This is a genomic window from Methanofastidiosum sp. (genome assembly GCA_035362715.1).
Taxonomy (GTDB): Archaea; Methanobacteriota_B; Thermococci; order Methanofastidiosales; family Methanofastidiosaceae; genus Methanofastidiosum.
On sequence record DAOSDU010000001.1, the window covers coordinates 1 to 19275 of the forward strand.

Annotated in this window: 18 protein-coding genes and 1 CRISPR repeat array; all 18 genes read right to left on the reverse strand. The window is 33.4% G+C overall.

All coding sequences use genetic code 11. From position 1 onward, the window contains the following. Positions 1-522: 7-cyano-7-deazaguanine synthase QueC (gene queC / locus PLI06_00005; protein HOI75980.1), on the reverse strand; the 522-nt coding region annotated here is incomplete at its 3' end. Then, entirely contained in the window at positions 519-1313 is a 795-nt protein-coding gene (locus PLI06_00010) for a GTP cyclohydrolase, FolE2/MptA family (protein ID HOI75981.1), read from the reverse strand. The genes queC and PLI06_00010, both read right to left, overlap by 4 nt. After that, a complete protein-coding gene (locus tag PLI06_00015; GenBank protein HOI75982.1) occupies positions 1310-1957 on the reverse strand; it encodes a 7-carboxy-7-deazaguanine synthase QueE in 648 nt (215 codons plus the stop codon). The genes PLI06_00010 and PLI06_00015 overlap by 4 nt, the downstream gene beginning before the upstream one ends. Next, a complete protein-coding gene (gene queD, locus PLI06_00020; GenBank protein HOI75983.1) occupies positions 1954-2313 on the reverse strand; it encodes a 6-carboxytetrahydropterin synthase QueD in 360 nt (119 codons plus the stop codon). Before queD ends, PLI06_00015 begins: the two co-directional genes overlap by 4 nt. Before the next feature lie 77 nt (positions 2314-2390). Beyond that, on the reverse strand, positions 2391-3137 hold the full coding sequence (pyrF, locus tag PLI06_00025; GenBank protein ID HOI75984.1) for an orotidine-5'-phosphate decarboxylase: 747 nt from the start codon (positions 3135-3137) through the stop codon (positions 2391-2393). Then, positions 3137-3742: an orotate phosphoribosyltransferase gene (gene pyrE / locus PLI06_00030; GenBank protein ID HOI75985.1), complete on the reverse strand. Its 606-nt coding sequence runs from the start codon at positions 3740-3742 to the stop codon at positions 3137-3139. The genes pyrF and pyrE overlap by 1 nt, the downstream gene beginning before the upstream one ends. After that, positions 3739-4671, reverse strand: coding sequence for a dihydroorotate oxidase (locus PLI06_00035; protein ID HOI75986.1), 933 nt, complete (start codon positions 4669-4671; stop codon positions 3739-3741). The genes pyrE and PLI06_00035 overlap by 4 nt, the downstream gene beginning before the upstream one ends. Next, a complete protein-coding gene (locus PLI06_00040) occupies positions 4668-5582 on the reverse strand; it encodes a DUF6282 family protein (protein HOI75987.1) in 915 nt (304 codons plus the stop codon). Before PLI06_00040 ends, PLI06_00035 begins: the two co-directional genes overlap by 4 nt. Then, positions 5582-6823, reverse strand: a complete 1242-nt coding sequence (locus PLI06_00045; protein HOI75988.1) for an amidohydrolase family protein — start codon at positions 6821-6823, stop codon at positions 5582-5584. The genes PLI06_00040 and PLI06_00045 overlap by 1 nt, the downstream gene beginning before the upstream one ends. Before the next feature lie 193 nt (positions 6824-7016). Then, positions 7017-9505: direct repeats of the CRISPR family, unit length 30 nt; unit sequence ATTTCAATCCTATAATAGTCTTATTCTAAC. Between the two features lie 107 nt (positions 9506-9612). Beyond that, entirely contained in the window at positions 9613-9876 is a 264-nt protein-coding gene (gene cas2 / locus PLI06_00050) for a CRISPR-associated endonuclease Cas2 (protein HOI75989.1), read from the reverse strand. After that, a complete protein-coding gene (gene cas1b, locus PLI06_00055) occupies positions 9876-10853 on the reverse strand; it encodes a type I-B CRISPR-associated endonuclease Cas1b (GenBank protein HOI75990.1) in 978 nt (325 codons plus the stop codon). The genes cas2 and cas1b overlap by 1 nt, the downstream gene beginning before the upstream one ends. Then, positions 10853-11353 (reverse strand): CRISPR-associated protein Cas4, encoded by a 501-nt coding sequence (gene cas4, locus PLI06_00060; GenBank protein ID HOI75991.1) that lies wholly within the window; start codon positions 11351-11353, stop codon positions 10853-10855. The genes cas1b and cas4 overlap by 1 nt, the downstream gene beginning before the upstream one ends. A 21-nt stretch (positions 11354-11374) precedes the next feature. Then, a complete protein-coding gene (gene cas3, locus PLI06_00065) occupies positions 11375-13585 on the reverse strand; it encodes a CRISPR-associated helicase Cas3' (GenBank protein HOI75992.1) in 2211 nt (736 codons plus the stop codon). After that, positions 13563-14192 carry a type I-B CRISPR-associated protein Cas5b gene (gene cas5b / locus PLI06_00070; protein HOI75993.1) on the reverse strand — a complete coding sequence of 210 codons (630 nt, stop codon included), beginning with the start codon at positions 14190-14192 and terminating at the stop codon, positions 13563-13565. The genes cas3 and cas5b overlap by 23 nt, the downstream gene beginning before the upstream one ends. Further along, positions 14179-15234, reverse strand: a complete 1056-nt coding sequence (gene cas7i / locus PLI06_00075; GenBank protein HOI75994.1) for a type I-B CRISPR-associated protein Cas7/Cst2/DevR — start codon at positions 15232-15234, stop codon at positions 14179-14181. Before cas7i ends, cas5b begins: the two co-directional genes overlap by 14 nt. Then, a complete protein-coding gene (gene cas8a1, locus PLI06_00080) occupies positions 15231-16601 on the reverse strand; it encodes a type I-B CRISPR-associated protein Cas8b1/Cst1 (protein ID HOI75995.1) in 1371 nt (456 codons plus the stop codon). The genes cas7i and cas8a1 overlap by 4 nt, the downstream gene beginning before the upstream one ends. After that, complete coding sequence (gene cas6 / locus PLI06_00085; protein HOI75996.1) at positions 16598-17326, reverse strand: CRISPR-associated endoribonuclease Cas6; 729 nt, start codon at positions 17324-17326, stop codon at positions 16598-16600. The genes cas8a1 and cas6 overlap by 4 nt, the downstream gene beginning before the upstream one ends. A 306-nt stretch (positions 17327-17632) precedes the next feature. Continuing rightward, complete coding sequence (locus tag PLI06_00090) at positions 17633-19195, reverse strand: hypothetical protein (GenBank protein HOI75997.1); 1563 nt, start codon at positions 19193-19195, stop codon at positions 17633-17635. Positions 19196-19275: the final 80 nt, after the last annotated feature.

The window sequence follows — 19275 nt, forward strand, 5'->3', positions numbered from 1 at the left end:
AATACCTTTCTTTACTATATCTCCTTTAGACATGTATGCAAGGGGTGTTTTAAGTTTAATATTTGTATGGTCCTTTGTCCCGGCATCAATTAGTTCTTGAAAAGCCTCAAAGAAAAGAGGTCTGCAATCGGGATATCCTGAGAAATCTATTGAATTTGCCCCATAGTAAATAGCTTCTGCACCAACTACTTCTGCCCATGCTGTGGCTAAAGAAAGCAGGATGGAATTTCTGAAAGGAACGTAACTTGGCGGTATTCCTATAGTTTCTGCTTTTGGTAGATCAATAGACTTATCAGTTAGTCCACTGCCCCCTATCTCTTTTAAGAAATCAAGATTAATAACTTTGAAATCCAGGGCATTATAAAATGAGGAAATATCTTTTGCGCAGTTATACTCTTTCTTATTTGTCCTCTGCCCGTAATCAACATGAATAACGTAAATATTATACCCATCTTTTTTTGCTATTGCAGCGCAAACAGCAGAATCCATTCCTCCACTAAGCAATACAACAGCAGTTTTCATGTTTCTATGACCCCCTCAGCAAAAACATCATGTCTGTGTATTGATTCATAGCTTAAGCATTCTGCGTGTATTTTTGATTTATTAAATTTAGAAGAGGCGAGAGATAACATATTTCTGCAAACATCCTCGACGAAAAGTGGGTTTGTATGCATTTTATCTACAACAAATGACTCATCCTCAGTTTTTAATAAAGTAAAGACTCTTGCCGAAAATGAATTTTCAACAGTTTCAATCATCTCTTCAAGGTCAATATCATTGTCAAAATCTGTTTCAATCTTTAAATTTCCAACAGCTCTTTGTATATGTGTTCCCTTCTTATTAACGGCCAACGCATGGGGACACGCAGTATTTCCTACAACACTGGCTTCTAATATTTTTATCCATGTGCCATTGTTATTTTTTAGTCTTACTTTGACATCGTGTATCTCAATTGTATCTTTCTTACTTACAGGTGTTTTTTCATAAATGGGTATTTCAGATTCAAATTCAATTTCAGCACTTACATAACTGTGTTTAACCTTCAATTTTTCAAGTATGTGCTTCCCTATTTGTTCAAGGGATTTGTGATTATCTCTCACTTCATCTTCTAAGATCTCTGTAATACTCTCGATGAATCTACTCATATGAACTCCTTTTTTGTCCTGATCTAGATCCATAAAAATATTGATCTTTGGTATATGGCGAAATTCTTTGTTATTTCTGTCTATCTTGATAAGAGTTTTTAGATTTTTAATTCCAACTCTTTCAAGCTTTAGTTGATGTTTTGGCGACTCATCTTGAGTATTAATCATTTGATATCCCCCAATTTATGTATCTGAAGCACTACTCTGATATTATTGTGATTTATCGGATTTGTAAGATACATTTCACATAACTCTTTATAATTAAGTTTGCCCCAACAAGGTTGGATAATAAGAGGAACGTTAAAAGAGTTTTCCTCAATAAATTTCTTTAAAAAATCATAATCAATTCTATCGGCGATTACGGCCTTCATCTGGCCATTTCTTTTTTTTATAGCATTTACAATCTTTTTGAAAATATCTAAATCATTTGTTTCGTTATTGCTGCTTGGAGTCTTAATATCAACACTTATGAAATCAGTTTTCAATAAAACGTCATCATAGAATGAACCGTTTGTTTCAATACCTAGGTAGTAATTTTTTTTGTGAAGTTTATCAACAATTTCTCCTATATCTTGGAGCAAAGGTTCCCCCCCAGTAATTAGAACAGAATTAATATGATTGTTTAATTTATCAATTTCTTCTATTATTTCTTCAGTACTTTTTTCAACTGCATTATAGTTGGCATATTTAGTATCACACCAACTGCAGTCGAGATTGCATCCAGAGAGTCTTAAAAATATAGTAGGCTTGCCAATTTCTAATCCCTCTCCGTTGAATGAGACAAATATCTCAGAAACTAAGAGATTTTTCATTGGAAGACCTCTACGTAAGAGCCTTCACCTTCATATAGTCTTATAGAAAAAAGCTTAACTTTAGTTTTTTCAAATTCCTTTTCAAGTTTTAAGAAAATATCCTTTGCCATATTCTCTACTGTTGGTTGGGTGTATAAATCATTCAAAAAACAATGATCCATCTTACTTACTATTTTTTCAGTGACTATTTTCTTTAAATCGAAAAGATCCATGACCATCCCAGTTTTATCTGGAGTACCTTCCACTGTAACGATCAATTTGTACGTGTGACCATGAAGATTAGCACATGCACCGTCATAATCGACTAATTTGTGCGCTGCATCAAATTTGAATGTTTTACTTAATCTAAATTTCATGATAATCACATATAGAAGGCTATACAATAAGAGACTAAGATTAATTTATAATGATTTCTCTTTAATTTGATTATAACTCAGCATTTACTTGCCTTCAACCCTTTTTCCACTTCTTTGTATATCTTCTTTAGTATTTCAGTTCTATTGTCTGAATTCAATATGCTTCTGCCAACAACAATAACTGATGAGCCATTGACAATTGCTTCTTCTGGAGTGCATGTCCTTTTTTGATCAGAAACTTTATCGTCTCTTAATCTTACTCCAGGAGTTACATAGATCATTTCTTTATCAAGATGTGACCTAATAATATTAATATCGTTGGGGGAGCAAACTAGTCCGTCACACCCATTTTCTGATGCCATTTTTGCATATTGCACTAAGGCGGAATCAAGAGGCTTATCGATTAGAATATCTTTCAACGATTTTTCATCATGGCTTGTAAGAACTGTTACGCCCAAAATATTTGGCCTGATATTCCCATAATACTTGACACCGCTATTGACACCTTTAACTGAAGCCTGGATCATCTCTTTTCCGCCCATCGAGTGAATTGTAAACATCTTGACTTTGTGCTTGACCAAAGCCTTTGAAGCTCCCTCCACGGTATTAGGTATATCATGAAATTTAAGATCCAAAAAAACATCCCTATCGTAGCTCTGTGGGATTTTGATTGAAGAAGTTCCTTCGGAAACAAATAATTCTTTCCCGATTTTATATACCCCAACATATTCAGAACTCTCTTCAACTAATTCTTTGGCTAAATCTAAATTATCAACGTCAAGTGCTAGACATATCCTCCTTCGAACATCCTCTTCCATAATCATTAACTTCGCCACTCCCTTGGATTCTTTTTCCAGATCTCTATTTCTTTCTTATTATGCCCAAGTTTATCTGATTCATATTCAAGTAATCCATCAAGTGTCAAAAGACTTTGAAACGGAACATCTAGCTCTTGGAATAATTTTATAGATTCAGGAAATTGGTAAGAGAATATAGAACAAGCATTCAAGGATTTTGCAGAAGACTCTTTCAGTAAATTGATCGCCCTTCCAAGGGATCCACCTGTTGAAACAACATCTTCTATAACAAGTATATTTTTATTAAAATCAATGTTTCCTTCAATGCTCTGTTTTTTCCCATAGTCCTTGTGGGAAGATCTAATGTACGCAAATGGCACATCAAGTTTATCAGAGAGCCACGCACCCCATGAGATGCCACCTGTTGCAACACCGATCACAGATTCAATATTCATGCCATTTATTTTATCTAAGAATCCCGATATTATCATTTTTCTCTCCTTTGGATAAGATATCAGCCGTCTTGTGTCGCAGTAAATTGGGCTCTTTATCCCTGAAGAAAAGGTGAAGGGATTTTCTGCATCTATGTGAATGCTTTTCGTTATGAAAAGTATGTCATAGAGCGCTTTCAATTCATCACCTTTAGTTTCCCTCTAAAATCTTCTAGAGATTTGTAGCCTTTCTTTTCCATTATCGCTTTAAGCTCTCTTGTTACCCTCTCAAATATTTGCGGCCCTTCCTGTGCGAAAGAGGTCCCAAGTTGCAGCAAAGTAGCGCCTGATAGGATAAATTCAAATGCATCAATGCCGCTGTATACCCCGCCTACCCCTACAATTTTGATACTTTTATCCAGAAGTTCGTGGAACTTCCTGACGTTTGCAAGGGCTGTCGGTTTGATATATTTCCCTCCAAGACCGCCAAATCCACCTTTTGGCTTTATTAGAACTTTCTCAGTTTCCCAGTCTATGAAAAGGGCATTTCCAATTGAATTAATGCTAACTATAAAAGAGATTTTGGAATTATTAAGAATCGAAGCCATCTCCTCAAAATGAACAAAATCAAAGTATGGCGGGAGTTTGACACCCCACGGCTTATCAGAAACATCACCCACTACACCCATTATCTCTTCAGACATTTCAAAGTCATATCCTATCTGTGGCCTTCCAACAACATTAGGGCATGATAGATTAATCTCTAAGATATCCACATTGGAAGTGTTAAATGACTCAACTATTTTTTTGTACTCCTGGCTTTCTGCACCGGCTATGCTTGCTATTAATGGCTTACCGTAGGATTTTAACTTAGGAGTTATCTCATTATAGTACTTGTACCCAAGATTTGGTAACCCCATTGAATTAATTGACCCCCATTCAACATCAACATACCTTGGCTCGGGATTTCCCTCGCGCACTTCAACTGTGCATGACTTCATTACAATTCCGCCGGCAGAAGAAGTTGCGATGTCTGTCAATTCTTCTAAAGTTGTATCTAGTGGCCCTGATGCGTTCATTATGCAACTATCGAAATGAACCCCCGAGATATCTGCGGAAATGTCAATCATTTTATCTCCATCCCTAGAATCTTTCTTGGGTTTGTCACTGCCATTGTAGCTAAAGCATTCTCTGATATACCTTCATTGTTTAGCAAGTTCATGTAGGTCTCAAGACATTCACTTGAAGATGGATTTCTCACCTGCCCTGCATCAGAAGATATGATACATTGCTCATACCCAACTTCTTCAATATCTTCCTTTATTGTTTTGAGGGGATAGTCTTCCGGATGGTCTCTGTCTAGCCACATGATGTAACAGTGCTCAATGTATGCTCCTTTTCCGGCAAGCTCCTTCTGGACATCTATGGGCATTTTGATGTCCCTCTGCATCGGGTGAGTAATGATTGTAGGGATGCCCATTTTTAATGCTTCACTTGCTAGTACATAACTTTCCTGCCATGACAAGTGCCCTGTTGCAAGAATTCCGTTATTTTCTTTTATTGCCTTAAGGACTCTATTGCATTTATCGAATAATCTATAATTCCAGTCTGTGACTTTTATTGCTTTTAGTTCAGATTTTAATCTAGGTTTAAATTTTGGATCCTTTACCCACTCGGGGGGTATCTCGTACTCACTGTGATTGTTCAAAAGATGGTTTTCCGCATGTATTGTGGGGAACCACACGATAATTGGCGCACCCTTTGACATTGTTGCAGAAGCGTATATTGCACTTGGATTAAACCCTCCCATGAAGTAATTCAAAGTTATTGACCCTATTAGAAAAGGGCCTTCTGATTTTTTTTCAACTGTGTTTATTACCGATATTGTTGGGAATGCATGAGACTTTAATGCTATTCCAGTTATTTTTCCTTTTTCATTCTTTAGAAGGCTCTCTACAGTGTCCCTTCTCGGTAGAACGTCCGGCCCTATGTGGTAGTGCATGTCTATTGAATCTCTGACTATTGATTCGATATTAGACATCAGTTACTCCCCCTTTCAAGTCTATTTTTATCAAGAGAAAGAATATTTCCATTTTTAATGACGTAGGGTATTGTTTCATCGCTGTTTAGAATATCAAGTTTTGACTTGCCGTCTGTGATTATTATGTCAGCTTGTCTTCCTTCTTCTATTCCGTAATTTAATCCCAGAAGTTTTGCGCCGTTTGTTGTTGCCATTGATATGGCCCCATCTATGTAATCTCTTGTGGTCATCCTTGTTGCAGATACCAGCATGTGAAGCTCTCTTATCATGCTACAGTTTCCAAATGGGTAGAAGATATCCCTTACATTATCAGTTCCTATTGCAACGTTTATTCCACTGTCGTATAGCTCAGTTACCCTAGTTATGCTGTTTGATGGCCTTATCCAGAGGTCACTTACTTCTGCAAATCTTGTAATCATGTTTGCACTTGGGGTAACTATGACATTAATCCTTAGAGCCTTCATCTGTTCAATTATCTCTCTTGCCTTTTCTGTTGGCAGTCTTGAAAGCGCTATTGCATGAGTTACTGTTACCCTCCCATTGAAATTTTCTTCCTTCGTCTTTTTTATTACCTCTGGCAGTATTGCCATTCTCGGGTCATTTGTTTCGTCTACCTGGATATCAAGATTCTTATTATACTGTTTTGCGAGCTCAAAAAGAATTTCAAGATGCCTTTTCTCATTTCCCTTTGCTTCAACTAGTGGTAGACCTCCAACTACATCTGCTCCAAGTTCCATTGCTTTTTCCATTAAGTCTCTTTTTGCTTCATCAACTACACCTTCCTGCGGGAAAGCTGCTATCTGTATGTATACTCTATCTTTGTATTTTTCTCTTAATTTTAGGAGAGATCTAATCGAGACTACCCCGGCCGTTGGATCTACATCCACTTGTGTTCTTATTGCCGTTATCCCTTTTGAGAGCATCTTTTCTATTGTATCAGTTGCTCTTTTTTCAATGTCTGATTCTGAATAAGAACTTTTCAATTTTTTTAATAGAAGCCTGTTTTCTTCAAGTGTCTTACCAAGATGGTCTTCTGTCATCTTGTCTAGTAGATTTGACTTATCAAGATGACAGTGGGAATTCACAAAACCACTTATTACATAATTTTTATTTGCATCTATGTTTGTTTTGCCATTATTCAATCTGCCTATTTTTTCTATTTTGCCATTATTAATACCAATATCAGAAATAGTGGTATCGTTGATTCTTGCATTCTTAATGACAAGACTAAATTCGCTCAAGTAAATACCTCCTTTGGACAAGGAGGGTATAAGAAAAACTGTTTTGAACTTTTTTTAGCGTTTTCAGTCGTTCTATAACAACCTTTCCAAACCAATCCAAGAATCATATATAAGGTTTTGGGTTTTGATTCCCAAAATTATTGGGTAAGATTATAAGATGGGCGCATAATAAAAAAATCTAATCTCAGTGTATATTTCAATCCTATAATAGTCTTATTCTAACCTCCTGAAGACGACCCTATTGTTGCTGCACTAAAGAGCAATTTCAATCCTATAATAGTCTTATTCTAACTAACTAGCCATACATCAAATGCATCGATACAGCTAGATTTCAATCCTATAATAGTCTTATTCTAACCTCCTGAAGACGACCCTATTGTTGCTGCACTAAAGAGCAATTTCAATCCTATAATAGTCTTATTCTAACTAACTAGCCATACATCAAATGCATCGATACAGCTAGATTTCAATCCTATAATAGTCTTATTCTAACGGTAAGACAATTCACACCGCAATAGGGCTTACACCATTTCAATCCTATAATAGTCTTATTCTAACAGCTCTCCAGGACTTCAATGTTCGTGACATAAATCCATTTCAATCCTATAATAGTCTTATTCTAACAAGCACATTTTCCAGTTGCAGCCGTCCAGGAAGATCCATATTTCAATCCTATAATAGTCTTATTCTAACCTACGTCACCAAGAGAGGCGAGCAGTACATCACCGTAATTTCAATCCTATAATAGTCTTATTCTAACTACCCTTTGTGTTTTGTACCGTATCCAGGGGTATTGATTTCAATCCTATAATAGTCTTATTCTAACACTGTCATTGTTTTTGTGTTATCAAACGTTTTAGTATTTCAATCCTATAATAGTCTTATTCTAACTGCGACTATAACTCCGGGAGGCACGAAAGATGGCATATTTCAATCCTATAATAGTCTTATTCTAACTAATTGGACTTCGTATGTTTGTAATGAGTTATCCGCATTTCAATCCTATAATAGTCTTATTCTAACGTTATAGTCTATATAGTCTATACCGTATTCTGATATATTTCAATCCTATAATAGTCTTATTCTAACCTTTGTTGTTTTAATTTGGTCCCAACATGAAAAAAGGATATTTCAATCCTATAATAGTCTTATTCTAACGAATCCTCTGAAATCCCACTTGTAGCCTATTTTATATTTCAATCCTATAATAGTCTTATTCTAACTAAATAATGTACCATTACCTCATGACCTCTGAGCACATTTCAATCCTATAATAGTCTTATTCTAACTCCCTCTTATGAATTTGATTATCTGTGAGTCGGAGAACATTTCAATCCTATAATAGTCTTATTCTAACGGATTAAGAGAGGATCCATTTAACTAGCGAAAAAGCATTTCAATCCTATAATAGTCTTATTCTAACCCCACCCCGATATCCGGGAAGATTGCATAAGGCTTATTTCAATCCTATAATAGTCTTATTCTAACTTACCTTTGCTACCTTACAGACGTCCCCCCTATGAGCATTTCAATCCTATAATAGTCTTATTCTAACCAACAATTCTAAAACTGTAGTCGATAAGGTGTTCAATTTCAATCCTATAATAGTCTTATTCTAACGCCTACCTATCGCAAAAGCTCTCCGAAGTCGTACCCATTTCAATCCTATAATAGTCTTATTCTAACAAAATAAAAATGCATTTACTTTTTAGGCTTTTCAGCCATTTCAATCCTATAATAGTCTTATTCTAACGAATTTACCGCAAAGGGTTTTGAGGATAATTACCCTTATTTCAATCCTATAATAGTCTTATTCTAACTGGTTGCAGAAAACTTGTGTCTCATTAGCATTGTTCATTTCAATCCTATAATAGTCTTATTCTAACTTCAATAAAAGTCCTCCAGGCCCTTTTTGCTTTTCCTATTTCAATCCTATAATAGTCTTATTCTAACTAGCCGTTGCTGCCAAGCTGCTTGTCAAATGAAGCAGATTTCAATCCTATAATAGTCTTATTCTAACAAATTTTGATTGCTCGATGGAAAGCTGTACCATTTCAATTTCAATCCTATAATAGTCTTATTCTAACTTGCGCCTTAAAATTAACTGAATAATTGCATATTATATTTCAATCCTATAATAGTCTTATTCTAACGCCGTTAGCAAGTGCAATATCTATGAGTGGTATAAATTTCAATCCTATAATAGTCTTATTCTAACTTGAAATAGAACTTGCCATTAAAGATCTTATTGATGAATTTCAATCCTATAATAGTCTTATTCTAACTATGTTGATCTTCTTTTTGAGACCGGTATAGCCGATATTTCAATCCTATAATAGTCTTATTCTAACTGAAAGTAGCCGATGAGTTTGCCGTGTTGCTACCAGTATTTCAATCCTATAATAGTCTTATTCTAACACTGATTTAAAGATTCCTTCTCTTTCGGTTGTTGCTATTTCAATCCTATAATAGTCTTATTCTAACGTGAGTTGCAACTGCATCAAACAGTTCTTTTTGCAATATTTCAATCCTATAATAGTCTTATTCTAACGGCTTCTTTGAGATGATCATCTTGCCGGCTTTGTTCATTTCAATCCTATAATAGTCTTATTCTAACCGCCATCCACAAGATGGGCGCTGCAAGAATCTATGATTTCAATCCTATAATAGTCTTATTCTAACAGGCCCAAAAAATGGCCTTTTTCACCATTACAGGCCTTATAATTCTTCTATTTTATAAAAGTTATCTTGGATATCAGAACTTGTATCTCATATATAAAGATCCACGATTAGAGAATATTTGATAAATCAGATTTAGGAGTTCCAATCATTTCTCTTATTAAAAATTTGTCACTTTTTGAAATATATATTATGATATTGTCTTTATCTTTTTTTATAATTTCATTCAATCCATTTTTTAATTCTCGAAGTTTTGAATCTGTGATCTCTCCCTCAAATACAGAATTTTGAACCCAGTTTAGATGTTGTCTTAGATAACTTTTTACTTTATTTACTCTTTCAACAGATACATCGTATACTAAAATGATATACACTACCACCAGATCCTAAATGATTCGTAATTCTTTAATCCACTAACATGTTTTATCAGTTTATAGCATTCTAATTTTATAATGTGTTTGTATGAAACATCTCTATCTAAAGTACGATGTTTAATCGTTTTATCCAGGCGTTCATTATAGTGTTGCAAAAATAATCTTCTCCCAGAATCTTTTAGAAGGCAATAGTTTAAATCTTTATCAAAATCATCTTTAGAAATTATTCTTTTATTCAAAAGTTTAAACACCACTCTATCGCCAATAAATGGTTTGAAAATTTCACTTAAATCCAAACTTAAAGAAAATCTTCTCTTAAAAGGTTCATGAAGGTATGAAATAGTTGGATTTAACTGAGTATTATATATTTCTGTTAAAACAGTTGAGTACATCAGGGAATTTGAAAAAGAAATTAATGCATTTACCATGTTTTTAGGGGGTCTTCTAGTTCTTTTTTCAAAATTAAAGTCCTCAGGGAGTATTTTATTAAATGATTGATAGTAAATATTTCGTATATTTCCCTCTACACTCATTAGTTCACTAATAGTATTTGTATCTTGAATTTTTTCTTCCCATTTTTTTATAGATTCAAGTTCTTCGTTCGCTTTATAGTATGAAAGATTTTTCTTAATATTATATATCCCTCCGCTTAATATCTCTTTAGCAAGAAACATTCTTTTTTCTTTGTCTAAGTAGTGTTCCGCCTGCCTTACTATAGTTTCTCCAGATAACAAGTATTCTCGGGGGTAGTAAGTACCCTCATAGTAACCATAATAATTAAAAAAATGGATTGGAACACCTTTCTTTGATAAATAGGAAACAACTCCTGATGTAAAAGTAACTCTGCCGTAGCAATATATTGAAGATATCGTATTAATTGGCAAGATATGTCTCTCCTTTTCAGAATAGAAATATACTGTATTTTCCTTTCTACTTAGAACCCCATTTTTTAATAAATAAAAATCTTGTTTCATAATTACACCCAACAAAAATCGTAATAACTACATTTACTACAATATGATTTTTTTTCCGGTGGTGGCATAGAGCCCTCAATAATTAGAATTATTTCATTTGAGATCTCTTCTAACTCCCTCTCTTTTTCTTCAGTTAGGATTATCTCTTCAGTTTTTCTAATGAGGGGATAATCTAAAATTCCTTTTGCAATAATTTCCATTTCTTTTAATTTATAAAGATAGAATAGTAATTGATAAATTGAAGCTTTTTCCATTCTCTTTGATTTCTTAACTTCGTATATTACTAAATCATCTTTCTTTTGGATTAAATCTATTTTCATCCCCGGTAAATTTACTTCTTTAATCATTCTTTTATGAACTGATTCATGTATAATTTTTCCATCCTTAACAACGTCAGAGGAATGTTCCATTGTTTGAAATTTTGAGAAAAGCCAGAGTTTGGTTTTACAAATAAAGAAATAGTTTATTTGTGTTCCTGTAATGTTACTATCTATCTCATTCACCTACTACCCTGATTATTAAAATCAAAATATGTACTCTTTAGGATCTCTATTAAAACTATCTGTTAACAAACCAAATTCATTGGTGTAACAAAGATTCGTAAAAATTATGTTTGGCCTGGAATCAATTGTCTCGTCCTTGAAAAAACAATCTCCATACTTCTTAGAAATGGCATAATATTTAGAAAATGAAAGAGGGACTTTGTATCTATAGATGTCCATATATCTTCCTTCTAAAATAGCTTTGTTTACGTCTTCATGGAATATTGAAGGAATGACTTCAAATGCCTTAAATAAATTATAGAACTCCTCTTCACTATTGCTTTTTTTCATTGGCTCTAAATCCTTGTATATTTCAAGTGTATTATCTTTTGCAAATGTGATATTCTCACAAGATTCATCAACAAAATCCACATAGACATTATCCATTAACTCTTGTATTTTTGATTCTCTTAGTATCCCTCCATTTATATCCATCAATTGGCTTAGAGAGTTATCAACTAATTTTTTTTCGTAAACGTAATGATCTTTAGTAGAGCCTTTTGTTAAGATATTAATTGGTTTAATTTGTTTTGATTGCCAACCTTGTCTGTTTACCCTACCGAATCTTTGAATTAATGCATCTAAAGGGGCAGGCTCCGTTATAATTGTACTAAAACTTAGATCTAAAGAAACTTCAATGACTTGAGTTGCAACTACAATCTCATAATTATTGAAATTATTTTTTAGTTCTTCCTCAATCTTCTGCCGATCTAAATGACAGAATCTTCCATGAATCAACAAAGAACAATATTTGTCCTTCAATTTGTTATATACTTCAATTGCCCTATCAACAGTATTGCATACAATAAGTATAGGTTTGCCACAACTGCCCAAGACCTTCCCAATGGAATCAATGGCATTAAATATGTCCCCTTCAATGATCTCAATCCTATGCCGATTAAAAGTATCTAGCTCTTGGTCTTTAATTGTTAGTTTTTTTGGATTTAAGGTTTCAACAAATAATTCTTCTATAAAAGATGGTAAGGTAGCTGACATAATCAGCGTTTTAGATCCATACTCATTTGTTAATACTTCCAACATCCCCAAAAGAATTCCCGTAATATTATCCTCATATGCGTGGATTTCATCTAGAATCATTACGGAATTAGAAAGTTCAGAGAATTCCATTTCATAGTATCCTACCCCAAAAATACCTTTCATTATCTGGAAAGGAGTAGATATTTTAGCCGGTAGGTATATCTTTCTATAAAGATTTTTTAGTTTCCTATAATCTTCATTATGCATATAGTAGTAATAATCTGAAGAACTGTGATACATACCGACGATATTCTTTTCTTGAAAATATTTTCGTGAAAATCTTTCATACATTGCATTTATACTGGTCTTATAGGGCAATACGTAAAATAATCTATTAGAATAACCTTGATCCATATTTCTGTGAGCCCACAAGAGAGAAGCTTCAGTTTTTCCATATCCTGTTGGGGCTTTGATTATAGCATTTCCATAAGTTTCTAATGCCCGAGACTGAAGCTCTCTCGTTTGTGAGAGAATTCTAGTCAAACCATCTAGTATACCCGGCAAAATGAGAATATTCTTCTCCCCACTAGATGACAAATGATCAATTGCATTCAACAAACCTTTGAGAAAAATGAAATATATCTTATTTTTCTTAACTTCTTTATTATACCAGTTAACTAAAGAATAGAAATTATATTCATACAAATTATTTACAAAATCCTCAGATTCAAGAAATTTCTCTCCTATCTTGTAATCAGACTCCCAAGTTTTGATAATTTTGAGATAATCCTTGACATAATCTATGTTTTCTAATAGCTCTCCTAATTTTATTTCATACTCCGATTTTACAGGTAATTTATAATCGGGAGGCAATTTAAGTGATATTTTGTCCAAGTATTTATGATGTGTGAGAATAGACATTGCTATAGAATTCTTAACAAAATCGGGGCACGATAAAAATTGAGTAAACGGAACAGAAAGTATCTCATGCCTATACCCCCAAGTTAGCGGATCTTTTTGAAATCCTGCTGCAGATTTCCCTATGTCGTGTAAGACTATTGCATAAAATAAATGTGCCCAAAAATCATCAACTTTTGTTATCGCTGGTATCCAAGTGAAAGATTCTTTTATACTCTCATAAACACTTAAGGCGTTTTGTATATGTTCTTCTATAGTTTCGTTAGGATTGAACTTAGCTAAGATATTCTTTTTCATAAATCCATACGCCCATATCTAGTTCTGGATCGTAAAAGGCTTCATTTGGATAGTTAAAGCTTTGACTTACCAAAATAAATGGCTTGAGTTTTTTTACTCTTCTTGGAGTTTGTGAATAGTTAAATTCAATCGGCATTGGTTGAAGTGTTCCAAAAGCATTAATAGTTCCTAACGGAACAATCGTATTGCTTATTTGAACGTTGCTTTTTTTATCAAGATTGACTTTTTTTATTTCATCGATATATGCTAAATCTGATGATCTACCTAAAAGCAGTTGATACCTTGGATTTTTCAAATAATTTTCCCAGGATAATGGAAGGTATAAGTATAGAGTGTTGTCAACTAAGAAATCTTTTTTTAATATATCTTGTTTATCCCCACCTAAATAATAAGTTTTCTCTAAATCAGTTCCATTGCCTTTAGTAAAAAATATGTAGCCTAAAAAATCAATCTGGTCTATTGAGACAATATCTCCTTTTGCAGCCGAAAGTAATCCTACTAAAGTTGAAATCGGTGGCATAGGTAGAGTTGGTTGTTGCCCTGATTGGAATGTGTGATACCTAAACGTTGAAGTAAGACTTCTTAGTTTAACTCTAAGAACTTCCATAATATTTTTCTACCTCGTTTGTACAAGACTCAATAGCATCTCCTATATTATTAAAATAGACAATATTTAGCCCACTCTTGTCAAGATTATACTCTTCATTCAATTTCATTAACTCTTGTTCCCAGTTCGGGAAAAATCCTTTATCTTTTCCAATTATTATCTTTTTCGGCTTTAAAATATCCTCATATTGAACTATTCTAGAAACAAGAGTTTCTTTAGACAATCTTATTTCTCCTTTTTCTTCAAAGAGTATGTCGGTAATGAATGGATTTATACCCCCCTCAAAGATTCCCAAAATTATAAATTTAGGAACTACATCGGTCAAGAATAAAGTTTGTTTTGCTCCGCCGTTAAGATATTTTAAAGCTTTTAAAGTTTCTACGGCTCTTGTTTTTCTTAGCTCATTTGGCAAAGTCCAATAGTTATCTTCGATTTTTACTCCATTTTCTTTAGCTTTTTCAAGTAGTTTTTTATATCCCTCGTCATTCTCATTTTTCCCGACTGTTGCTATGTTTTTGTATCCTGCTCTATCCATCAGAGTAAATTTACCTAAAGAGTTAAGATCCAAAGAGAAAGCCCCTTTTAATACAGTCGAATAAAACTGTTGCTCATATGGAACGGGGTTTCCTTCATGTCTAGAGAAAACACCAAAATCAGATACAACAGAATTATAGGCAGGCAATATTGATACCAAAGGTGTTGTTTTTAAGGGGGATATCCTTGTAACAGTTTGATTATCCTTTTGAGCTTTCATATACCCAAAAATATCATCATCTGGGTAGTCAATAGGATTTGTTTCAGTAATAGCTTGACTTCTACCTTCAATTTTTGTCAAACCTGATAATTTCCAATCAAAGTGTTCTTGTAGAGTCGTCCTCCACCAAAATCTCCAAGATTGGGCAGAAACGTATGGGTACTCATTCCTGCCTTTTTTGAATTTCTTTACAACAACTTTATTTTGTTCTAAGCCTTTATCCAATCCTGCCATATTCAAAGCAGAATGTGGGGCATCGATCAAAACCATACCGGATACAAAACTCATAATTCCACCTCTCCTTCTATTTCATTTTCGCCTTCTTTTATTGAAATTAAACGATTATGCAATCTTTCATATAATCTGAACAAGATCAAATTTTTTACAGTTCTCCAGGAAACATTAAAATCTTCACCATATCCTAAGAGGATACTTGAAACTTCATCGAATGTGAGTAATGGATTTGGTATTTCGAATCTTAGCCTAAGCCTTTCTACGATGATAAAAAACTCTTGGAACTGGTATAGTTTATCGGCTCTTTCAAGATTTCTAATTATTTTCTTAAGTCTATTATCTTCTTCTTTTTCTATTGTTTCGAGTATCCGATCAGATAACTCCTTAATAAAATCTAAAGTTCCTTCTTTCATCCCTAACACCTTGATAACATAATTTTCTGCAAGTTCCCATTTTGTATTTACTTTCTTATTATGGGAATCATAAAAATATTGGATTATGCTTTCCCCTTTTATTAGTTTATTATAAACTATATTTGGTTTCTTTTTTTCTAAATCTTCAAAGCTTAATTTTTTATCAGACCAACCGGTTCTCACTATGTTTTTCCACCCTCTTGAATCTATAGATTCTGTTTCACTTACAAATTCTAATACAATACTTGGGAAATACGTAATTTCTATACTCTGTTTCTGATTAAAATTATTGAAATGGTACATTGTCACAGAAACATTTTTCCATCCAGATTTTAGCTCTCTTGAGATTTCAGATATTTTTCTGAAGAAAAAGTTGTAGGGGTATCTAAAAGTTCTACCATCAGAAAATAAACTGCTTTTTCTTGCTGTGTCTACGGCTTCTTTTGAAAGTTCTAAATTATATTTATATGGATAACAATGAAACAACATCACATTTCCAAGTTTATAAGTAGCTAAAGGCATGAGTTGGGTCAAAAATATACAACTTGCACAAATATCAATTCCTTCACTGTTTGCAGAAGGGAAAAAATTCAACATATCCCCAGTTCCTACAAGGGGGAATATATGTCTCCCAATAATTTTTGATTTTCCTATACTATCTAAAATTTTTAATCTTTCTCTTCTGCCACAAATCACACATTTTTCTTCACCTGTATCTAAAGAGGGAATTAGATTATAGATAGTCTCAAGATTATTATATAGATTCTCTGGTGTTCTGTTTTTATACATGCTTGGATTGGTAATTAATACTCCGCTATTAGGAAAAAGTTGCCCAGATAAGTAGGATCTCCAGGAGTCGTTACAGTAAATTTTAGATAAGAAATTCATGGCTTTTTCTATATCATTATCTTCGAGTTCTATTGGTGTTTCTTTTCTGGATAGTAATAACAAGGCAGTTAATCCAGCGTCAACAAAAGGATGCCCAACCCAATCAAATTCAACTTTCACTTATTATCACCGTTATCAATGATCTCAACCATCCCAAATCCCATCGAATTTTTTTCTCCAAATCCTGAATCATATCCTAGTTTTAATAAATCGGGATTTCCATATGCTTTAAATTCAATATAATGTGCTGTATGGAAAGTATTCTTTATTTTTCTTTTAGTGCTTCTCAATATACTAGACACTTCAATATTCAATTTAGAATTCTCGAGATCCTTACCATAATAAATCGAATATTTTTTTATCAAATTTTTTTCTAGATTCTTATAGAATTTTATATCATTTGGAGAAAGATCCCAAATCTTGAGTTTATCATTCATGTTTATTTTTGTAGTGATACATATAGGGGATATTGTTCTAAATCGTATAGAATCAGAAACTTCTATATCTTTCATTACCTCAACTGATTCTAGGTTAAGAGGTACACCAGCAATATGAAATGAAGAACTTTTAAATAAACCTTCAACAAAAGGGACAGAAATATCTTTTCTTGGCGATGAAAAATAAAAGAAACATCTGTCTTTTATCAGAAGCCCCTTTTCGCCCATAGGGATAACTCCCTTTAAATCTGAGAATGTAAATAATTTAATATCGTTTGAATAGTGTAGATTTTCAGAAATATTAGTATCGGCTTTTTCTATTGATGAGTAGATAAAAGAACCAATATAATAGTTGTAATTGTAAGGTATTACACCATCTTTTGTTGAGAAGGTCAATTTAAATCTCAATTAAATCACTATAAATCCTATTCATTTACTTATATCATTCATACATTTATAAAGATATGGAAAAAAATAGGGAAAATAGGGAAAAATAATATTTTTCTATATTAAAGTATGTGTAAAACTTTCTTGATTTACATCTAACTCAATTATTATTCAAATCAAGATTATGGCACTCTCAATCTGAAAACTTATACATAAACCCCTATTTATACTTTTTAATGAACGAAATACGATATAATCGCTAGAAAAGTAATAATAAATCCAAATTTAGTCATGCCGAAAGTTAATAATTATTCTAAAATTATTAAATTAATTCTTCCCCACAATCTTCTCAATATGCTCCAAACTTGTTCTTTTAACTTCATCTTTCAAGAACGGAACAAATCTAATAGTGCCTGCTCCAGGATGCCCGCCACCTTGGACTTCCTCTAAGTATTGATCTTTCAACTGTTTTATTATATCGTTAAGATCAAATCCAATTGCTTTTGCCTTATTTGTTGCCCGAAATACAATATAATCTTCTGCTATACCTAGACTAATTATAGCTCTTTCATCTTCATTGATTTCATTATCCCAGATATATTTATTGTGGATAAACCCGAGTGTTCTACCGGGAGAAGGAAACTCCCCCCTAAAGATAAATTTTTCTAGATCAATTGTAATAAGATCAAAATTATCGGCAAGATTTTTGATATCAAGATGCTGTTTTATCAAATTCCACTGTGAGCTTCTCTTTTTTTCTATTTCTTCAAAAACATAACTGATAAGCTTATTTCCTCGCTCTTTATCCCCGAGCATTATTATGTCATCAATATAGTTATTTATGCTAAATCTTCTTAGATAATAGGATTCGTGGTCCAGTGCCAATTTAATCTTTTCAAGCTCATCTCTCTTGAAAGGAGAGATCTCAAGATACTGATCCATTTCACTGCCTTTTGATTTATCCCCAATTCCAGCAAGCGCTGGCAAGTGTATGGCGTAACTATCTACCTCAGCATCGATCATCCTTGATAATTCATGAGCTAACATCCCGGTACATAGATTTGAATCACCAGAATAGATGTGTGGATTTATATGAAATGAAACATACTCGTCAATAAGATACTCGCCATTGTCTTTTTTTGTAGGTGGGTGGTGGTCTATTACTCCAATCTCAAAATCATATACTTTGGCCCTAAGAATACCCTGTAAATCGCTATCAGTGCTGCCGTTGTCTGCAATAATAAGAAGTGGTTTTTTCTTAGAGAAAGAAAAGTAAAGGTCAATATCTTTCAAAGCATCTTCAAGGTCATAGTAAGGTGCTGCACATGGCTTTCTAAATATCCTGCAATCCTTCTTTTTTTCCTTGTCAGCATATGAGCTAATTGCCTTCTCTAAAGAAACTCCAGCTGTGATGCCGTCACAATCATTGTGATGCCTTATGATAATCATTCTTTCCTGTAAAACTGCTTTCTTTATAGAAGACATTGCAAGCAAGAACTCGTCTTCCATTTTTTTATAGACTTCAGAATTTACAAGAAAGTCTGGGGCGTCCCGCTTGATCTTATCCAAAAACATAGATTCAATACTCTGCTTAACTATAGTCAATTCCTCTTCATTTAGCCTTTCAAATCTACTTATCTGAAGCTCAACGTTTTCTCTTCTAACTGATAGTGTTCCATAGAATCTGATAAAATCCCCGAGCTTTAATGAATAGAAATCTTCGATTGGATTAAAGACAACTGCCCTTATTTCACTGCCGTCAAATATCCTAAAGACTAGAGGTCCGCTTGTCTTATAGATGTCAGTAATCTTCCCCTCTACTGAAACAGTTTGGCCCTCCATGTCAGGTGATATTTCACTTATTTTCACGGGCGCCGTATTAAAATTCATAAATCAAAAAACTGATTAAAGTTTATAAATGAAACTATATTAAGTTATAATTAATGGAGTTATGCGAATTCACAGAGGGC